Source organism: Tatumella ptyseos, from assembly GCF_030552895.1.
GTDB classification, from domain to species: domain Bacteria; phylum Pseudomonadota; class Gammaproteobacteria; order Enterobacterales; family Enterobacteriaceae; genus Rosenbergiella; species Rosenbergiella ptyseos_A.
The window spans coordinates 1,548,049-1,566,760 of sequence record NZ_CP130649.1; the positions used below are offsets into that span (position 1 = coordinate 1,548,049).

General features: G+C 47.8%; 21 protein-coding genes. 1 reads left to right on the forward strand and 20 read right to left on the reverse strand.

Annotation, left to right across the window (positions count from 1 at the left end):
- Positions 1-45: 45 nt before the first annotated feature.
- The 6 genes from QJR74_RS07280 to gloA form a co-directional block, all read right to left on the reverse strand.
- Positions 46-1,350 carry a PQQ-dependent sugar dehydrogenase gene (locus QJR74_RS07280; protein WP_304373873.1) on the reverse strand — a complete coding sequence of 435 codons (1,305 nt, stop codon included), beginning with the start codon at positions 1,348-1,350 and terminating at the stop codon, positions 46-48.
- Positions 1,347-1,790, reverse strand: coding sequence for a DUF2231 domain-containing protein (locus QJR74_RS07285; RefSeq protein WP_304373874.1), 444 nt, complete (start codon positions 1,788-1,790; stop codon positions 1,347-1,349). Before QJR74_RS07285 ends, QJR74_RS07280 begins: the two co-directional genes overlap by 4 nt.
- Before the next feature lie 96 nt (positions 1,791-1,886).
- Positions 1,887-2,750, reverse strand: coding sequence for a LysR family transcriptional regulator (locus QJR74_RS07290; RefSeq protein WP_304373875.1), 864 nt, complete (start codon positions 2,748-2,750; stop codon positions 1,887-1,889).
- A gap of 17 nt (positions 2,751-2,767) precedes the next feature.
- Entirely contained in the window at positions 2,768-3,664 is an 897-nt protein-coding gene (locus QJR74_RS07295; RefSeq protein WP_304373876.1) for an AEC family transporter, read from the reverse strand.
- Positions 3,665-3,718: 54 nt separating this feature from the next.
- Entirely contained in the window at positions 3,719-5,185 is a 1,467-nt protein-coding gene (locus QJR74_RS07300) for an aldehyde dehydrogenase family protein (RefSeq protein WP_304373877.1), read from the reverse strand.
- A 24-nt stretch (positions 5,186-5,209) separates the two neighbouring features.
- On the reverse strand, positions 5,210-5,737 hold the full coding sequence (gene gloA, locus QJR74_RS07305) for a lactoylglutathione lyase (RefSeq protein WP_304373878.1): 528 nt from the start codon (positions 5,735-5,737) through the stop codon (positions 5,210-5,212).
- A 179-nt stretch (positions 5,738-5,916) separates the two neighbouring features.
- On the opposite strand from gloA, the gene QJR74_RS07310 reads away from it, so the two are divergent.
- A complete protein-coding gene (locus QJR74_RS07310) occupies positions 5,917-6,681 on the forward strand; it encodes an SDR family NAD(P)-dependent oxidoreductase (protein WP_304373879.1) in 765 nt (254 codons plus the stop codon).
- Here QJR74_RS07310 and QJR74_RS07315 read toward each other — a convergent pair whose 3' ends face one another.
- The 14 genes from QJR74_RS07315 to QJR74_RS07380 all read right to left on the reverse strand — a co-directional run bounded on the left by QJR74_RS07315 (position 6,682) and on the right by QJR74_RS07380 (position 18,623).
- Positions 6,682-7,557: a metal ABC transporter substrate-binding protein gene (locus QJR74_RS07315; RefSeq protein WP_304373880.1), complete on the reverse strand. Its 876-nt coding sequence runs from the start codon at positions 7,555-7,557 to the stop codon at positions 6,682-6,684.
- Entirely contained in the window at positions 7,554-8,420 is an 867-nt protein-coding gene (locus QJR74_RS07320; protein WP_304373881.1) for a metal ABC transporter permease, read from the reverse strand. The genes QJR74_RS07315 and QJR74_RS07320 overlap by 4 nt, the downstream gene beginning before the upstream one ends.
- A complete protein-coding gene (locus tag QJR74_RS07325; RefSeq protein ID WP_304373882.1) occupies positions 8,420-9,085 on the reverse strand; it encodes a metal ABC transporter ATP-binding protein in 666 nt (221 codons plus the stop codon). The genes QJR74_RS07320 and QJR74_RS07325 overlap by 1 nt, the downstream gene beginning before the upstream one ends.
- 111 nt (positions 9,086-9,196) lie before the next feature.
- Positions 9,197-9,982: a benzoate diol dehydrogenase BenD gene (gene benD / locus QJR74_RS07330; RefSeq protein WP_304373883.1), complete on the reverse strand. Its 786-nt coding sequence runs from the start codon at positions 9,980-9,982 to the stop codon at positions 9,197-9,199.
- Entirely contained in the window at positions 9,979-11,004 is a 1,026-nt protein-coding gene (gene benC, locus QJR74_RS07335) for a benzoate 1,2-dioxygenase electron transfer component BenC (RefSeq protein WP_304373884.1), read from the reverse strand. The genes benD and benC overlap by 4 nt, the downstream gene beginning before the upstream one ends.
- 9 nt (positions 11,005-11,013) lie before the next feature.
- Complete coding sequence (benB, locus tag QJR74_RS07340) at positions 11,014-11,502, reverse strand: benzoate 1,2-dioxygenase small subunit (RefSeq protein WP_304373885.1); 489 nt, start codon at positions 11,500-11,502, stop codon at positions 11,014-11,016.
- The gene (locus QJR74_RS07345; RefSeq protein WP_304373886.1) at positions 11,499-12,860 is read right to left on the reverse strand and encodes a Rieske 2Fe-2S domain-containing protein; all 1,362 of its coding nucleotides are present in this window, start codon (positions 12,858-12,860) and stop codon (positions 11,499-11,501) included. Before QJR74_RS07345 ends, benB begins: the two co-directional genes overlap by 4 nt.
- A 48-nt stretch (positions 12,861-12,908) precedes the next feature.
- Entirely contained in the window at positions 12,909-13,835 is a 927-nt protein-coding gene (gene catA, locus QJR74_RS07350) for a catechol 1,2-dioxygenase (RefSeq protein ID WP_304373887.1), read from the reverse strand.
- Between the two features lie 37 nt (positions 13,836-13,872).
- Positions 13,873-14,163 (reverse strand): muconolactone Delta-isomerase, encoded by a 291-nt coding sequence (catC, locus tag QJR74_RS07355; RefSeq protein ID WP_304373888.1) that lies wholly within the window; start codon positions 14,161-14,163, stop codon positions 13,873-13,875.
- 11 nt (positions 14,164-14,174) lie between these two features.
- Positions 14,175-15,290: a muconate/chloromuconate family cycloisomerase gene (locus QJR74_RS07360; protein ID WP_304373889.1), complete on the reverse strand. Its 1,116-nt coding sequence runs from the start codon at positions 15,288-15,290 to the stop codon at positions 14,175-14,177.
- A gap of 7 nt (positions 15,291-15,297) precedes the next feature.
- Positions 15,298-16,053 carry a 3-oxoadipate enol-lactonase gene (gene pcaD / locus QJR74_RS07365; RefSeq protein WP_304373890.1) on the reverse strand — a complete coding sequence of 252 codons (756 nt, stop codon included), beginning with the start codon at positions 16,051-16,053 and terminating at the stop codon, positions 15,298-15,300.
- 10 nt (positions 16,054-16,063) lie between these two features.
- Positions 16,064-17,269: a 3-oxoadipyl-CoA thiolase gene (gene pcaF, locus QJR74_RS07370; protein ID WP_304373891.1), complete on the reverse strand. Its 1,206-nt coding sequence runs from the start codon at positions 17,267-17,269 to the stop codon at positions 16,064-16,066.
- Entirely contained in the window at positions 17,262-17,927 is a 666-nt protein-coding gene (locus tag QJR74_RS07375) for a 3-oxoacid CoA-transferase subunit B (protein WP_304373892.1), read from the reverse strand. The genes pcaF and QJR74_RS07375 overlap by 8 nt, the downstream gene beginning before the upstream one ends.
- 9 nt (positions 17,928-17,936) lie before the next feature.
- Positions 17,937-18,623 (reverse strand): 3-oxoacid CoA-transferase subunit A, encoded by a 687-nt coding sequence (locus tag QJR74_RS07380; protein WP_304373893.1) that lies wholly within the window; start codon positions 18,621-18,623, stop codon positions 17,937-17,939.
- Positions 18,624-18,712: the final 89 nt, after the last annotated feature.

The window sequence follows — 18,712 nt, forward strand, 5'->3', positions numbered from 1 at the left end:
AAGGTGAGCATGATGCGTTGCCCACCTAGTAATTGCAAGCTTAAATCATTGAGCGGCACTGACTCGCCACACATGATTTCCCACATCATCAGCGATAATCAATGCGCCTTGATGATCGAGGGTTAACCCAACGGGTGCGCCGAAAATTGTTTTCTGATCGTCAGAGACAAAACCATCTAAAACAGTCTTAGGTTGGCCTACTGGTTTACCTTGGGAAAACTGTACATAACTGACACGATAGCCGTTGAGGGGTTTACGGTTCCAACTACCATGTTCGCTAATAAACAGTCCCTCGGTGGCGAAACCAGGCAATTGACTACCTTGAGCGAATTGCATGCCCAATGGTGCGACGTGAGAGCTGAGGGCATAATCCGGCACCACCGCACTGGCGACTTTATCAGGCGCGGAAGGTTGGACCCGGCGGTCAACATGTTGACCATAGTAGCTATATGGCCAACCATAAAATGCGCCCTCTTTGACTTGCGTTAGATAGTCGGGGACTAAGTTGGCGCCGATCTCGTCACGTTCATTGACGATGGTCCATAATTTTCCTGTAGCAGGATCAAACGCTACGCCGGTGGGATTACGTAATCCACTGGCATAGAGTCGACTTGCGCCGGTCTGCGGGTCGATTTCTAGGATAGCAGCGCGACGGTATTCAGCCTCTAAGCCATTTTCGGTGATGTTACTGTTTGAACCTACCCCTACATATAGATGTTGACCATCCGGTGAAGCAGTTAACGATTTAGTCCAGTGATGATTGATCGTTGAGGGCAAATCGGTAAGACGCTTTCCTTTGGCTGCATCTATACGTAAATCGCCAGACTGATAGGGGAAGACCAGCAATGCATCCGCATCAGCAATGTAAAGCGATTGACCAATCAGTACGATACCGAAGGGGGAATTCAGATCCTGAATAAACGGATATTTTTGCCAGCGACCCTGTGCATCTTTTCGCAATAATGTAATTCGATTACCACCTTTAGCACCTTTCCCTGAATCTTTCTTTACTAAACCGGCGATAAGTTGTTTAGGCGTGGTGACGGCTTCACTGCTCGGGGCATTAGATTCTGCAACCAAAATATCATCATTGGGGAGGGTATAGACCATCCGGGGATGCGCTAAACCTTGTGCCATACTCTCAACCTTCAATCCCGCTGCAGGATGGGGGCTTTGTCCCTGTGCCCAATTAACTTGAGTCGGCACACTAATAGGGGGAAGTAAAAATGCACTAGGCTTATCAAGCTTAGGATGGGCACCAATCTGTTCTGCGATAGTGGTTGATTCACTGTTATCACACCCTGCTAACAGGATGCAAAGCAGCAGAATACTAAATTGTCGGTTTATCATAATCTCTCCTCCTGATAACGAGGAGCGCTTAGCACTTGGTTGAGTACAGCCAGTACCAAAAATACTACCGTCACTCCAGATAGAATAAGTCCAGCTGGCATGACGCCCCATGCATCTCGACTATGTATAAAGGCATTAAATACTGCTACGACAATGGCGACGGCGTTTAGCCAAAAACTTCGGCGTGCGGCGTTGACTCGGGTAATGGAACGAGAAATCCAGACCTGATAGAGATTGATGAGGCGAGGGATGATGGCAAATAAAAGACCGAAAAAGTTTAACCAACTGGCCCCTTTAACCCAAAAAATCTCTTGTGTCGTAAAATAAATAATATCGAAACAGAAGCCCGCAATAAAAGCACCATAAGCGGCCGGATCGAATAAATACATGAGAAAAATCGCTAACCGCGAGGGCGAGCGAGGGGGTGTTGCAGTAGGCATAGCATGCTCCTAGCACCATAGACAGTCTATTCAGCATGGCTAATGATTTACAAATTAACAACTTTTTTAACAATTTTTTAAATATTCCAATGTTACTTATTGGCACACCTCATTCACCAGAGATAAAAATGCGTTTTCAACCGGCGATGCAGAGTAACGATGCCACACTAAATAGATATCGCAGGAGGTGAGGGTATCAAGGGGATAGCAATACAGGCCTTTCACCTCATCATTATTCTCAATAAAACTCTTTGGCATTACGGTGAAGCCTAGTTTTTCGCGAATAGCCCCTAATATGAGGGGGTAAGACTCGATATCGCACTGTTGACGCGAGGTCAACTGTTGGGTGGCAAGCCAATCTTCGATTAACACATGATAAAAACAGTGTTCGCCAAAGGTAAATAAGGTTAGCTCGTTAACTTGTTCAATAAATTGGTCTAAACTCGCACAATGTGTCACCAAGCATAGGCTTTCCGGACCGAACAAACGACTTTCTAGAACAGGGTGATCGACGGGTCCATCGACAACCACCATATCAACTTCACCGGCGAGTAACCTATCCATCAGGGGGAGAGATGAGTGGCTAGAAAGTGACAACGTCACATCAGGATGTTGCTGCATAAACCTTATCATTATCTGCTGTAGACGGCTATTTAACGCGACATCTAAGGCACCAAGACGTAAATTACCCTTTAAAGATTCAGGTTTAAAAAAGTTTAAGCAATCTTCGCTCTGCTTCAATAATTGTTGTGCTTGAGGGTGAAAAGCTCTGCCTTCAGGGGTAAGGGTTAATCGTTGTTTATCGCGATTGACCAATGCGACCCCCAGACTTTCTTCTAATTCACGGATGCGGGTGGAAATATTCGAGGGGACACAGTGCATTTTTTTAGCGGCCTGCACTACGCTTCCTGTTTCAACTAGAGCACAAAAAATACGCAATTGTGGAAGTTTTAATAACATTTCAATGCTCCTGCTGATTACGACGTCAAAAACAGATGCCAAATAGGTATAGTGATAAAAGAGAATAAAATAGCATATCCCTGAATGGCATTGGCCAAAATCGGTTGTAACCCCGCACGTTGTGCCATGATCGCCGCCGCAATCATCGGTGCCATCGCGGCTTCAATCACCGTTACCTGCTGAGTTAATGCAGAGGCACCGCTTAAACTTACCATAGCCCAAACGATCACAGGTGCTGCAATGAGCTTCCATACTATGCCGGTCAGCAGCGGTGAAAGGGATTCCCGCGGTGGGCGTAGTGAAATTTGGAGCCCAACACAAAATAAGGCTAAGGGCGATAAGGTTGCGCCAATTTGACTAAACGAAGTCTCTAAAAAAGCGGGTAATCCCCCTAAAGGTTTTATCGCTAAGCTTAGGCATAACGCGATAAAGGGCGGGAAAGTAATCACTTTTTTGATAATCATTTTAAACGTCGGTGTCTGACCAGAACAGAGTGCTATTACCACGACGCCTAATGTGGAGAGAATAATGAAACTCCCTACTTGGTCGGCGATCACTGCCACTTGAAGCCCTGCTGCACCATAATAACTTTGAACGATGGGAAATCCCATAAACGAGGTATTACCTATGCCTGCGACCAACGCTACGACGCCAATCACCGAACGCGACCAACCTAATAGTCTCCCAACGATAACGGCCACCCCTAACGCACCCAGACACACACACCACATCCCTGCAACAGGTATCAACGATTCACGATTGAACGTCGTGTGCGGGATCAATGTTAAAATCAGGCAAGGTAAGGCAATAGTAATTAACCACCAGTTAATCGAAGGAATCAATTGTTCAGGAAAAGTGAGATAGCGGCGTGCAGCAATGCCCATTACAAGGCAGATAATGAGTAAAGGATTCATAATTAAGACCGAGGGGAAGAGGGAATAACCGGTGCCTAGGCACCGGTGAAAGGCTTAAGACTTATAATTGAGATAGACCGTTTTCTGTTTAACGTACAGCTGATAGCCATGTTCGCCATCATCGCCGCCAATTCCTGATAATTTCCAACCAGCGTGGAAGCCATTGATCTCTTCTGGGCCATAACGGTTAATGTACACTTCACCGTATTCGAGGGCGTCGCTGATTTGCATTGCCGCATGCAAATCACGGGTATAAAGATAGGAGCTTAACCCGTATTCACAGTCGTTCGCCAGTGTGATCACTTCGTCGATAGTATCAAACACCACCACAGGTAAAATTGGGCCGAACGCTTCTTCTTTTAAGATAGTCGCATCAGCAGGGAGATCGGTAACGATCGTTGGCGCAACCCAGTTCCCGCCTTTGAACTTAGCATCGTTCGGTATTTTACCCTGCCAGAAGATAGTCCCACCTTCTTGTTGGCTTTTCGCCAGCAGCTCGTCAACATGAGACTTTTCTGCTGCAGAGACTTTAGGACCCATCGTAGTTTTAGACGCCATCGGATCGCCCACGACGACTTTGTCTGCTGCTTTTTTTAACGCTTTCATGAACTTGTCATAGACGTCACGTTGTACGTAGGTGCGTTCATTACAGATACACACCTGTCCGCAGTTGGCCATGCGCGCATCGATAGCATCTTGAGCGGCTTTGTCGATATCAGCATCGGCGAGAACAATAAAGGGTGCTTTGCCCCCTAACTCTAATGATACCGGAATAACTTTCTCTGCAGCATTTTTAGCGATGATTTTCCCCGCGCGGGTTGAACCGGTCATGGTGACCAGTTGCACATCGGGATGTTTCACTAATGCATCACCCACTTTACTCCCTTCGCCGCACAGAACATTGATCACACCGTCTGGAATGCCTGCCGCTTTACTAAGCGTTGCGAGGGCAAGTGAGCAGAGAGGGGTGTTCTCACTAGGTTTTACCACGATAGTGTTGCCGGCAAGTAAGGCAGGAGCCGTTTTACGCGCAAAGATCGCCAGTGGGAAGTTCCACGGAATAATTGCCGCCACCACGCCTAACGGGGCTTCTTTGGTAATAGCCTGTTGTTGTGGATGGTTCGAGGCTAAGACATGGCCAGTGCGTTTCCAACCGAACCCCGCATAATAGCGTAGCATCGTCATTGCCATATCGACTTCACCAATCGATTCAGTGTAGGGCTTACCTTGTTCAGTGGTCAGCAACGTGGCAAGCGCTTTTTTGTGTTTTTCAATTTGTTGAGCGAAGGCATAAAGGTGCTCTGCACGTTGCGGCTGTGGCAGTGCTGCCCACTTTTGTTGGGCATTTTTAGCTGCACTGATTGCCTTATCAGCATCAGTCTTGCTACCCATAGCGACTTTAGAAATAGTTTCGCCAGTCGCGGGATTGAGGACGTCATCGCTACTTTTACACGCTACCCACGTGTTGTTAATAAAGTGCGCAGCATTTTCTGGAAGTAATTTTTTAAAATCAGTAGACATAATTTCTCCTAAAATTTCGTCGCATTAAGCATTCAGTGGGGTAGGTTGTAAGATTTCGATCCAGTAACCATCTGGGTCTTTAATGAAAGCAATGTGCTTCATACGACCATCACTCAAGCGCTTTTGAAACGTAACATTCAAAGCTTCAAAACGTTCACAGGCAGCTTGCACATCCGGTACCGACACACAGATATGACCAAAACCTTGTGGCTCATCGTTACCGTTGTGATAATGAAAGTCAGGTTTATTCTCGGTACCGTGGTTATAGGTCAACTCAAGTACCCCAGTTTGACTAAGTACCCATTCTTTACGGGCTTCATCATCATCAGGAATTGCAGAGAGCGGGGTACGAATTAGGTACACGATGGTAAATGCCGCATCATCATTCACTGACTCGTAAACTGGTGTGAACCCTAGTACATTGCAGTAAAAATCTACCGATTTCTGCAAGCTTTTCACTCGGATCATGGTGTGGTTAAACTGATATCCCGCCGACTCAGCACTTTTGTTACCGTCATAAGAAAATTTTTCTAACAGTGTCGCTAAACCCATGAAGACTCCTTGTTAAAGTCGATATATATTTACTATGTAAAAAAGCTTAGGACAGGATGTCATTTTACGAAAGTGACAGTTTTAGAGAAAAGAGTTTCATTTTTTGTGAAATAGTCAGAATTGCGTTTTGGCGATTGTGTGCCACACTTTTAGGTAATTTCACCGATAAGGAGCGCATAATGTCTCGTTTTATTCACAAAGTTGTCGTTGTCACAGGTGCAGGCTCGGGGATGGGTGCCGCAACAGCGAAGGCATTTGTCAATGAGGGCGCTAAAGTGGTGTTGGTAGGCCGCACGGATGAAAAGTTAAAAAAAGTGGCTGCAGAATTGCCTGCAGAACAAGTATTGATCGCCCCTACAGATATCGCTGACCCCCACGCGGTCACGGCACTAGCCGCTCATGTTGAGCAGAAGTGGGGAAATGTTGATATTCTCGTTAATAATGCTGGGGTGGTGGTACAAGGTTTAGCCCATGAACTATCTGTCGAAGATTGGGATAAACAGATGGGTACGAATCTGAACGGGGTATTTTATATGGTTCGTGCCTTCGTACCCGGTATCCTAAAGCAGAAAGGAAACATTGTGAATATCTCCTCAGTATCAGGTCTCGGAGGCGATTGGGGGATGAGCTTCTACAACGCCTCCAAAGGTGCAATTAGCAACTTCACACGCTCCTTAGCAATGGATTATGGGCAGCAGGGCGTCAGAGTCAATGCAGTCTGCCCCGGAATGACGGAAACTGAGATGACCGCAGGGATCACCTCTGATACTAAAGCCCTTGATAAGTTTAAAGACCGCACGCCGTTGCAACGTCCTGGACAATCAGAAGATATTGCACATGCGGTATTGTTCTTAGCGAGTGACCAAGCCAGTTATATCACTGGAGTAAATTTACCGGTCGATGGTGGGATTCACGCGTCAAATGGTCAACCACGGCAAGCTTAATTATTCATGCATACTTGCTAGCAGTTGCTTAGTATTATAGCGAAAAGCCGACAAGTAATGCGCTGCAGGGCCCTGTGGCGTCGACAGGGCTTCTGGATAAAGTTCACCACCGGGTGTCGCACCGCTGGCCTGAGCAATTTGTGTCACTAAGCGAGGGTCAGTCTGATTCTCAGTAAAATAGTGTTTAATGTGACGTTGCTTGAGTTCTTTAATTAAGGCACCCACTTGCTGAGCCGAGGCTTCCGATTCAGTAGACAGCCCAAGCGGCGCATTAAAAGTGACACCGTAACGCTTCCCGTAGTAGCCAAAAGCATCGTGGCTGGTAAGAACAACTCTTCTAGCCTGAGGTATAGTTTTGTACTCTGCTACCGCCCAATCATCTAGCTTCTTCATTTGCTCTAGATAGTCAGCACCACGCTGTGCATACTGCTTAGCATGACTAGGGTCGATTTTTTCTAACGCCTGAGTAATATTTTTGGCATAGACTTCGCCGTTGGCAAGGCTATTCCAGGCGTGTGGATCGACTACCGTTTTACCGTCTTCTTGCATCGAATCTTGAGTTATCCCCTGTGAGGCGATGGTGATCTCGCCATGATAGCCCGATGCTGACACTAAGCGGTCCATCCAACCCTCTAGCCCCAATCCATTAACCACCACGACTTGTGCCTGTGCTAAAGCACGACTATCTTGGGCGGTAGGTTCAAAACTGTGCGGGTCTCCATTTGGGCCCACGAGGCTTTTCACCTCGACATCGGGTCCACCAATCTGCTTAACCATATCAGCTAACACCGTAAAACTGGTGATCACCTTAACCGGAGCGGCGAAAGTAAGAGGGCTAGCCAATAACAGTGCAGTAGTTAAAGGTAAAAGTTTCAATGTGATCCTCCTGAGCGATGACGAATAAATTGAGCGAGGCTACCGTTAGTACGGCCCGCAAAGCATGAAAAAAGGAAAATAACGGCGCTGCATAGCACGACCGCCGGCCCTGCCGGAAGCGCGCTATACCACGAAAGCAGTAAACCAACAATTGATGAGAAGAGGGCAATAAATACCGCGATAATTAGGGTAGGCAATAAGCGTTTAGCCCAGAACCGCGCACTGATCGCGGGAACCATCATGAGCCCAACAGACATCAAGGTACCAAGGATTTGAAAACCGGACACCAGATTTAACACGACTAAAAAGAGAAACAACGCATGCAGGAAGAGTGCAAGGCCTTTATGTCGTACTCGTAAAAAGTTTCGGTCAAAAGTGTCGATGACTAGCGGGCGATAAATCGTTATCAGCACTGCCAGCGAGCTTAGCGAAATCGTCGCAGTGACCATCAGAGCTTGATGACTTACGGCGAGCAATGAGCCGAAGAGAATATTTAAGAGGTCCATTCCGGATCCTTTAAGGGAAATTAAGGTAATCCCTAGCGCTAATGCCCCCATATAGAGCCCAGAAAAACTTGCATCCTCTTTAAGCATAGTGGTACGGCTAATAAGTCCCGACAGCAGGGCGACAATGAGTCCTGCGACTAAGCCACCAATTCCCATCGCCAATGTCGACATACCAAAAAAAAGATAGCCTACGGCTGCGCCAGGCAGTACTGCATGAGAAAGCGCATCACCGGCCAACGATAGCCGCCGTAAAGAGAGTAACACTCCAAGCGGTGTAGCACTGAATGATAAACAGATGCAGCTTAGTAGCGCATGGCGCATAAAATCGAATTCAACAAAAGGTTGGAAAATATTCATTAACTGACTCTGTAGAGAGAAGGCGTTGACAGATTAGGGGAGATCCAATGAGCGGATTGAGGTGTTAAGACCAATTGACGGCTAAAGTAGCGGTGAACTAACTGCTCATCATGCAGCACAACGACAATGGTCTTACCTAGCTCACTGGCCTGTGCAACAAGTTCCATCAATCGCAGTATTGTGGACTGATCAACACCGGTAAAAGGTTCATCTAAAAGCCAAATATCGCTGTTCTCTACCCACATTCTGGCGAATAGGGTGCGCTGCAGTTGACCGCCAGAGAGCTGACTGAGCGGCGTATTCACCAGATCACTCATTCCCGTTAACGCTATCGCTTCTTCGATACGTGTGTTGACCGCACGGGGAAGTCGACCATACCAAGTACGTTGCGACCATCCGCCCATATCGACAATATCCTTCACGCTCAGGGGGAAGCTACGATCTATGACTTGTTGCTGGGGTAATAACGCAATGTTGTCTGAGTCGCAGTGGTAATGGCCACCACAAACAGGAAGTAATCCAGCGAGAGTGTTAAGTAGTGTCGACTTACCGCAGCCATTATCGCCAGTAAGGGCGGTAAGGCTGCCTCGGGGGAGTGAACCCGTTATCGCAGGGGTAATACTTTGTCCAGCATAGCCGGCATGAAGTTGAGTAAACTGAATCATGAGCGCGCTCTTTTAATGTAACAATATAACATTACATGAAAGTAGCGCTATTGCGTAGGGCTATGTGTAAAGAAATGTTACTAGGAGACTCCACGTCCCTGTGGTCCGCTTTTAACCTAAGTCTCCCCCCGCTACCGGTAGCACAGTACCAGTGATATAACTGGCTTCGTCGCTGGCTAAGAACAGAATGGCTGCAGCTTGCTCGGATAGGGTACCATAGCGATGCATAAAACTGGTCTCACAAGTCTGCTCTACCACACGTTGCCCCCATCGTTGTTGTTGAGCGGTCAATTCGCTGGTATCTCGATTGCGAGGGATCTTGCGCTCTGGAGCCTCGGTGCCGCCTGGTGCGGTGGCATTGACCCTTATTCCATGTTCAGCGTATTCAAAGGCGAGAGATTGGGTTAATGCGTTCACCCCTCCCTTTGCTGCGGAATAAGGAATGCGATGCACGCCTCGGGTGGCTACTGATGAAACATTAACGATAGCACCGCCGCCTTGCGCAATCATTGTGGGTAATACTGCCCGACAGCCCCAGAGGGTGGGGAATAACGAGCGGCGGACCTCGGCCTCAATCTGCTCTGCTAAATATTCAGCGTAAGGCATGGCCCAGATGGTCCCACCGACGTTATTAATAAGAATATCTATACGACCTGCGGCATGGACCACTTGCTCGATAGCCTGATGGGTTGATGACCATTGCTCCAGATCGGCAATGATCCCAGTACAGACGATGTGGCCTCGACTCAATTGATCAGCGATATCGAAAACCAGCGGCGAACGATCAATTAAAAATAGACTCGCGCCTTCATCCACTGCACGCTGCGCAACACTTTTGCCGATTCCTTGCGCCGCCCCCGTCACTACCATCACTTTTCCGCTAAAACGCCCGCTCATGCCGGGACCTCCGCCGCTTGTGGAGTAAATTTCTCATAGTAAAAATGTGTCGGCGTGATCTGCTGTTGTTGTAACCAGTCCATCACGGAATCTACCATTGGTGGGGGGCCGCAAAGGTAAATATCAACCTCACCTGCGTAAAGATGGTCTGGATGGATATGATCCGTGACATGACCGGTAAGCGCCTCGGCTGTGGCGGGATCTGAAACACAGAGCTGAAAGCTAAAATTCGATAATTTCTCGGTGAATTTTTGAAGTTCATCAAGTTTTACTCGGTCGGTATCTCGTGAGACGCCGTAGATGAGATGAATAGGCGTCTTATTCTCTTGCCGAGCTAAGGTATGAAGGATAGACAGTAGGGGGGAAAGCCCCGTTCCGCCAGCTAATAACAGTAGTGGCCGCTGGACCTCACGAAGATAAAAACTGCCTTGTGGGCCGGCAAGTGTCATTTTATCCCCAGTTTTTGCGTGTTGACTGAGATAAAGACTCATCGCTCCGTTGGGGACATTACGGATCAGGAAGGTGAGATAGTTGGCACCCGGTAGTGAGCTGAAAGAATAGGCACGAGTAATATCTCCTTGTGGAGTTGTCAAATTTACGTATTGGCCGCTCAGAAAATCGATACCGCAAGCCTCATCGCACGCTAACTCCAGCTCCAGCGTACTTTCTGACAGGGAAGTGATACGGCTGATAGTGGTATCCCACTTTTGCGAAGCCGTTTTACAAAGTGTCGAAGCCATAGGGACGTTAATGACGCAATCGGATTCAGGTACCATTTGGCAGGTTAGCACCATTTGTTGAGCGACTTCGGTATCCGATAACGCGTCATCAAGAAAATCATCACCGAGATCAAATTGTCCGGATTCGCAATGACATTTACAGGTTCCACACACCCCGTCCGAGCAGTCCATCGGGAGGTTAATTTTTTGGCGGTAGGCTGCATCGAGGACTTTTTCATTAGCATTACATTGAATAAAACGGCTCACGCCATCTTCAAAATTTAGGGCAATGGTATAAGACATGGTGCCTCCTTAAAGATGGTAAATATCAATAACTTGATTAATGTAATCATTATTCAACTGAATTTTCTTATCGATGATTTGCCAACTGTCTTCCTGCTTAATCAGCTTACAGAGAGTATGGCCAAAGTAGTGGTCGCTCTGTTGATAGCGGTGACTATAGGTACACCAGTTATAACCGAGAGTGCAGGAATCATCGTCTTGCGCGACTATTTCAATATTCGACAACAAATGGGTTGTTCGCGGTTCGGGAGTGCTGGCGGCAGAACGCTCGGTTTTAATGCGATACACGCGATCCTCTAATCCGTCACGAGAGGGATAATAAATCAGCGACATTTCGCGCTGCGGGTCGCTAGTTAAACAATCATCATCACCCCAAGCCGGCATCCAATAGACGACTTTTGGGTGGTAGCATGTTAACCACTCATCCCACTGCCGAGTGTCCAGTAAACGTGCCTCGCGATAGAGGAATTGGCACAAGGCTAAATAATCGTGGCTCATGACTTCACCTCCGTGCGGGCTTGAAGGGCATTAAGCAGCGTTGTCTGCCAGTGATGATGATGAGTGATGTATAAACCTTCATCTTCGGAACGTGGCCCAGAGAGTTTAGGTTGAAGGCCAATGCGCTGTGCATTGTCATCAGCACCTTCCACCCAACGCATCGCTCCACGACTCATATCACTCCATGGCAGGGTACGCGCTTGATAGCCTTGTTGGCAGGCACGAAACTCCTCCAAATCGTCTGGAGTTCCCATCCCACTGACATTGAAAAAATCTTCATATTGGCGGATTCGCAGTGTGCGATCCTCTAACGGCTCTCCCTTTGGCGCAAAACAGAAAATGGTGACCTCAGTTTTATCGACCGCGATAGGACGCACTATCCGTAATTGTGTGGAAAACTGGTCCATCAAATAGAGGTTAGGGTAGAGGGCAAGATTACGAGTCTGATTAACCATCATGCTGGCACGTTCCTCACCAAACTGCGATGTTAATGCGGCAAAGTGACGATGAATCGGGCGCACCTCGGCATTTAATACCTGTGTCCAGAGCAACATATGACCATTTTCAAAGCCATAGACGCCACCGACGCTTTTTGACCAGCCATTGGCATCCACCGTTTTAACGCCATCTTCCTCATAATTTCGGCGAGACATGGTCGAGGCATAGTTCCAATGCACCACGCTGACATGGTAGCCGTCCGCACCATTTTCCATTTGTAACTTCCAGTTCCCTTCGTAAGTATAAGAGGAACTACCACGCAGAACTTCCAGCCCATCTGCTGCAGAGTCGACGATTAAATCGATAATTTTTCGCGTTTCCCCCAGCCACGCTTCTAAACTAGAGACATCGGGCTCGAGGCTACCGAATAGAAAGCCGCGGTAATTTTCGAATTTCGCTATGGGTTTTAAATCGTGGGAGCCTTCTTTCTTAAAGCAAGGCGGGTAGTCGCCTGTTTTCTCATCTTTGGCTTTTAATAATTTGCCATTATTACTAAAGGTCCAGCCGTGGAATGGGCAGGTAAAGGAACTCTTATTCCCTTTTTTACGAGTGGCCAACATTGCTCCACGATGCGAGCAGCTATTAATAAGGCCATGTAATTGACCCTCTTTATCTCGGGTGATCATTACCGGCTGACGGCCAATCGTTAAGGTATAAAAATTACCAGGGTCAGCAATCTGACTTTCATGAGCTAAATAAACCCAATTCCCCTCGAAAATATGGGTCATCTCTAATTCAAATAATTCAGGGTCAGTGAAAATACCGCGATGACATTGATAGATTCCTTTTTCTTTATCGACGATTAATGCTTGGTTAATTTTATCAATAACCGTTTTTTGGCTGAGCGATGGCTGAGTCATAATAACTCCTTAACGATCAAAATTAAGTGGTTTATCGAAATGACATTATTATTCACCGACGCGAGGTCGTTTTATTTTCGCTTCTTCCTCATGGTCGTGTGCTCTCTGTAATAGAAAATTAAATGTCACTTCAGTGTGATCACCGGGTAATTGACGTTCAGCAATAATAGCGTTATCAGTGACTTTAACCGGGTCTGCAATTAATCCATCCCGTGTTGCAAAAGCGAAATCATCCCATAAATATTTATCGCCATTGAGATTAATTTGTGTGGTTAAATGCTTATAACCTGGGGCCGAAATAAAGAAGTGGATATGGGCAGGACGGTTACCGTGCCGACCGAGAAGATCAAGCAATTGCTGCGTTGGGCCGTCTGGCGGGCAGCCATAGCCTGAGGGAATAATACTGCGCGCCTGATAGGAACCTTCGCTATCGGTAAGGATCCGACGACGTAGATTAAACTCTGTTTGCGAGGCATCAAAAAAAGAGTAATTCCCTAAAGTATTAGCATGCCACACATCAACGGTTGCACCGGGAATAGGATTACCATCCAGGTCCTTGACCACGCCGGAAAGCCACATCACTTCCCCTTTGTCTAGACCATCATCCATCCGTGCAAAACCTTCGCTTAATGGGGCATTAGCGACATACAGCGGCCCCTCAATGGTACGTGGCGTACCCGCTGTTTCACCAGCAAGTTGTTCTTTTTTATCAGCGCGTAAATCTAAAAAATGTTCTAAACCAATACCTGCCGCTAATAATGCCGTTTCTTTACGTTCACCTAGCTGATTAATATAATTAACCGCTTGCCAAAACTCTTCGTCACTAATATCAAACTGATCGATGGTTTGACATAAATCGCTAACTATTTTACGAATAATTTGTTGATAACGATGATTACCTTGAGAGTGAGATTCACCACAGGTTAGGGCTAAGAATGTCTCTAAGGTTTCTTTATTTATAATGTTCTTTGACATAGCGCACACCTTTATTTGTAGGGTAGAGGTTTTGTTATTAGTGATCGGTGTCCTTGATGGAAGAAGGATGGCGACATAATGCGGTCACCTTAATATCCATATAAGGATAAAGCGGTAGAGCTAATAATAAATTATGTAAAGCTTCGTGACTTTCTACGTCAAAAATACTGACGTTGGCATATTGTCCAGCAATTCGCCAAATATGACGCCATTGACCTTGTTGCTGTAGCTGCTGAGAATAGGCTTTTTCTTTTGCCTTAAGCGCTTCGAAAGCCTCAGCATCTAACTCTTTTGGCGGATGAACGATCATTTCTACGTGATATAACATGGCTTACCTCCTCATTCAGGGCGTGCATAGTGCAATAATTTATCTTCGTCGACCTCAATACCAAGACCTGGACCTTGCGGAAGCGTGACACAGCCGGACTGGTAGACTAAAGGCTGGGTGACCACATCATCTTTAAGAAGCAGGGGACCGAACATCTCGGTTCCCCATTCCAACGTTAAGGTCGACCAGGCGTGTAAAGCGGCGACGGTACCAATCGTTCCTTCGAGCATGGTACCGCCGTAGAGACTCACTCCCGCAGCCTGCGCCACGTGCGCTAGCTTAAGTGCCTGATAAGGCCCACCTGCTTTAGCGATTTTCAGTGCAAAGGCACCCGTGAAGCCTTGGCGAATGAGGGCCATGCCTTGCGTCGCATCAGTCACTGCCTCATCCGCCAAAATAGTGGTGGTAAAACGGGTCGAGAGGTCGACGAGTTGTGAAGTTTCAGTTAAGGCAATAGGCTGCTCAATCAGGGTAATGCCTGCCTCTTGTAACCGTGGGATAGCCCACAGTGCTTGGGCTAGCGTCCATCCTTGGTTTACGTCTACATGGACATGAACCTTTTCTCCTAAGGCATGTTTAATTTGCACCGCATGCTGCACATCTGCGTCGGCCGCCTTTGAGCCGATTTTCAGCTTAAAGGCACGATGTCTGCCACAATCGAGTAGGCGTTGACCTTCCTCTATATCTTTCTGTGTATCGCCACTGGCGAGTGTCCAGAGTGCAGGTAAAGCGTGATGTTTTGCTCCACCTAGCAGGGTACTGATCGGTTGATTGACCCATTTACCGAAAGCATCCAAAAAGGCGGTTTCAATTGCAGATTTAGCAAAATTATTCCCGCGGAGGCTCGCCAGTACATCATGCAGTGCACTGACTCCAGTTAAAGGTTTACCGACAAGCAGTGGCGCAATATAACGTTCAAGGGTTATCTTCATTGATTCTGGGCTTTCGACACCATAACTTAACCCCCCGATGGTCGTTCCTTCTCCCCATCCAATAATGCCCTGCTGGCAGCGTACACGCACCAGCATCAAGGTTTGGTTACCCATTGTGGTCATCGAAAGTTTATGTGGCCGAATAGTAGGAATATCGACTAACCAGCAACGAATTTCTTCAATAATTAGGGCCATGTTGCACCTACTCGGTTAAAAATTTTAAAACGTGTTGGCAGAAGGGAACACTGCATTCCACGTTGGAAAGATGTGATGCTGGCAGGGTCACTAATTGACTTTGCGTACAATGGGAAACAATCCGCTGCGCATCTTCTACAGTAGTGACAGGATCCTGTTCACCGGCAATGACCAACAAGGGTCGTGACATCGCGTCGAGTTCATTACGTAAGTCTGCGTAGGCTAATGCCTCGCAGCAAGCGGCATAGCCTTGGGGAGAAAGCTGCTGTAATTGGTCGGTGAAATTTTCAACAATACCGGGACGCTGTTGGACATACCCCTCAGTAAACCAGCGCTGTGCGGCACTGGCAGCAAGCCCCGTCAGCCCTTGTTTACGTACCTGGTCGGCTCTGGTCAACCATGTGTCGCGTTGTCCGATCCGTGCGGCCGTATTGGCGATGATAAGCCGGTCAAAACGTGAAGGCGCGTAGCGGTTCAGCCATAATCCCGTTAAACCACCGAGCGAGATCCCACAGAAGTGGGCCCGAGCGATATTCAGATGATCTAAGAGGGCCACCACATCTTGCCCCAGTTGCGCCAAGGTAAAAGGCGTGTCTCTCGAAGGACTGCCGCCATGACCGCGGGTTTGATAACGCAGTACGCGAAATTGCTTACTCCACTCACTAAACTGCCCATCCCATAAGTTCCACAGTGTCCCCAATGAGTTGGAGAGCACAAGGACGGGAGCATTGTCAGGGCCATCCAGCCGATATTCTAAATCCATCACTTGCTCCTTAAACCCGTTCGATAATCATTGCCATCCCTTGTCCCACACCAATACAGAGTGTGCAGAGGGCATAGCGGCCTTTTTGTTCGTGCAGTTGGTGAATTGCATTTAATACCAACCGGCCTCCGGATGCGCCCAAGGGATGACCTAAGGCGATGGCGCCACCATTAGGGTTTAACCAAGGGGCCTCTTCAGGGATCCCCAAGGCTCTTGCGCAGCTAATGACTTGAGCGGCAAAGGCTTCATTTAATTCAATAACATCCATCTGCTTGAGTGTGAGGCCCGCTAATTTCAAGACTTTATGAACTGCGCCCACTGGACCAAAACCCATCACAGTAGGTTCAATCCCACAGCAGGCGCTAGCTACCACACGGGCAAAAGGTTGTAATTGATGGGTTTTAATCGCATCGTCACTCGCCATCAAGAGAGCGCAAGCACCATCATTTAAGCCTGAGGCATTGCCTGCAGTGATAGTGCCCTGCGGATGTACCACCGGTTTTAGTGCAGCTAGCTTCTCAATACTGGTGAGCCGAGGGTGCTCATCAATACTCATAGTGACTTCTTTATGTAAGCGGCTGGCTGGCTGTTTCACCGTAATTAGATGATTGTCATAAAAACCCCGTGCCTGCGCTTCGGCTGTACGCTGTTGACTACGTAGGGCGTAGGCATCTTGATCTTCGCGTGAGATTGCATCACGCTTTGCCAGATTCTCTGCTGTTTGCGGCATAGTTTCCGTGCCATACAGTGCGGTGAGGCGGGGATTAATAAAGCGCCAGCCCATGGTGGTATCTTCTAGCTGCATGGAACGGCTAAAAGGTGATTCTGCCTTGCCCATCACAAAAGGTGCACGAGACATACTTTCAACCCCACCGGCAATCATCAGATTGGCTTCGCCGGATTTGATCGCCCGCGCTGCAGTTGCCACTGCTTCAAGACCGGAGGCACATAGACGATTGACCGTCACGCCAGGAACGGCTGCAGGATATCCGGCTAATAATGTCGCCATGCGTGCGACGTTACGGTTATCTTCCCCAGATTGGTTTGCACAACCAAGGATCACATCATCAATCTGGGCAAGATCCAAATCGGGATAGAATTCACTTAAGGCGACCAGCGGCAGCGCAGCCAATTCATCGGTTCGAATTGCTGCCAACGCACCGTTTAACCGTCCGAAAGGGGTACGTACGCCATGGCAAAGGTAAGCATTAGCCATGAGCAACCTCCTGGAATGTTAACTGAAAACTCAAAGGAACAGGGGTCACTTCCTGTAATGCTTCGGCAGTGATATCGGCAAGAATTTCGGTCACGACTAAGCCTTGGTGAGTCACCTCCATTACCGCTAAGTCACTATAAATCCGGTCTATACAGCCTAAACCCGTTAGGGGAAAGGTACAGTGCTCCACAATCTTGGATTGCCCATCGCGAGTGAGATGGTTAGTCATCACATAGACTTTTTTCGCCCCAGTAGCTAAATCCATCGCACCGCCTACTGCGGGAATTGCTTGGGGGTTGCCGGTACTCCAATTGGCTAAATCCCCTTTAGCGGAAACTTGATAGGCGCCCAGTACACAGATATCCAAATGACCGCCACGCATCATGGCGAAAGAGTCACCATGATGAAAAAACGCGCCCCCGGCAAGTAAAGTAACCGGCTCTTTACCCGCGTTGATAAGGTCAGGATCGATGGCATCCGCCTCAGGATAAGCACCCATTCCCAACAAACCATTTTCGCTGTGCAGGAAAATATCTTTGTCACTAGGCAGGTAGTTAGCAATCAGCGTCGGTAAGCCAATGCCTAAATTAACATAGGCCCCTTCGGGGATATCGGCAGCAATGCGTTGGGCGAGTTGATGATGGGTTAACGATGTCATAAAGATCCCCTAGGCCGAAAGCCGTGTTTGAGCGTCAGGTGTATGGACGACACGATTGACGAAAATACCGGGTGTGACTATTACTTCAGGGTCAATGTCGCCCAATTCAGCAATATGGGTGGTTTGCGCGATAGTGCAGGAGGCTGCGGCGGCCATGATCGGACCAAAATTACGTCCGGCCTTATTGAAGGTTAAATTTCCCCAACGATCTGCGCGATGCGCTTTAATCAAGGCATAGTCAGCGGCTAAGGGATACTCTAAAACATAGTGTTTGCCCGCAATCTCTCGAGTCTCTTTACCTTCAGTTAGGGCGGTACCGAAACCCGTTGGTGTGTAAAACGCGCCAATTCCAGCACCAGCAGCTTGAATACGAGCCACCAAATTGCCTTGCGGTACCAGCTCTAAGGCGACGCGTTTCTCGCGATATAATTCATCGAAGACCCATGAGTCACTCTGGCGGGGAAACGAACAGATCATCTTATCCACGCAGCCGGCTTTCAGTAACGCAGCCAAACCGAAATCCCCGTTGCCTGCGTTATTACTTATCAGCGTTAGATGCTTGGGTGCGTGGCTAATCAGTGCATCGATCAGTTCGACGGGTTGTCCTGCGGGACCAAAACCGCCAATCATAATGACCGCACCGTCTTTAATGTCACCGATCGCCTCGATGGCGGAGCCGTAGAGTTTAGTTATCATGGTGTAACCTTCTGCAAGTGAGTGAAATTACTCTACGCGCAGTCAATCACCTCAAACAAGTGCGAATAACAAACCTTTGTGCGATTATC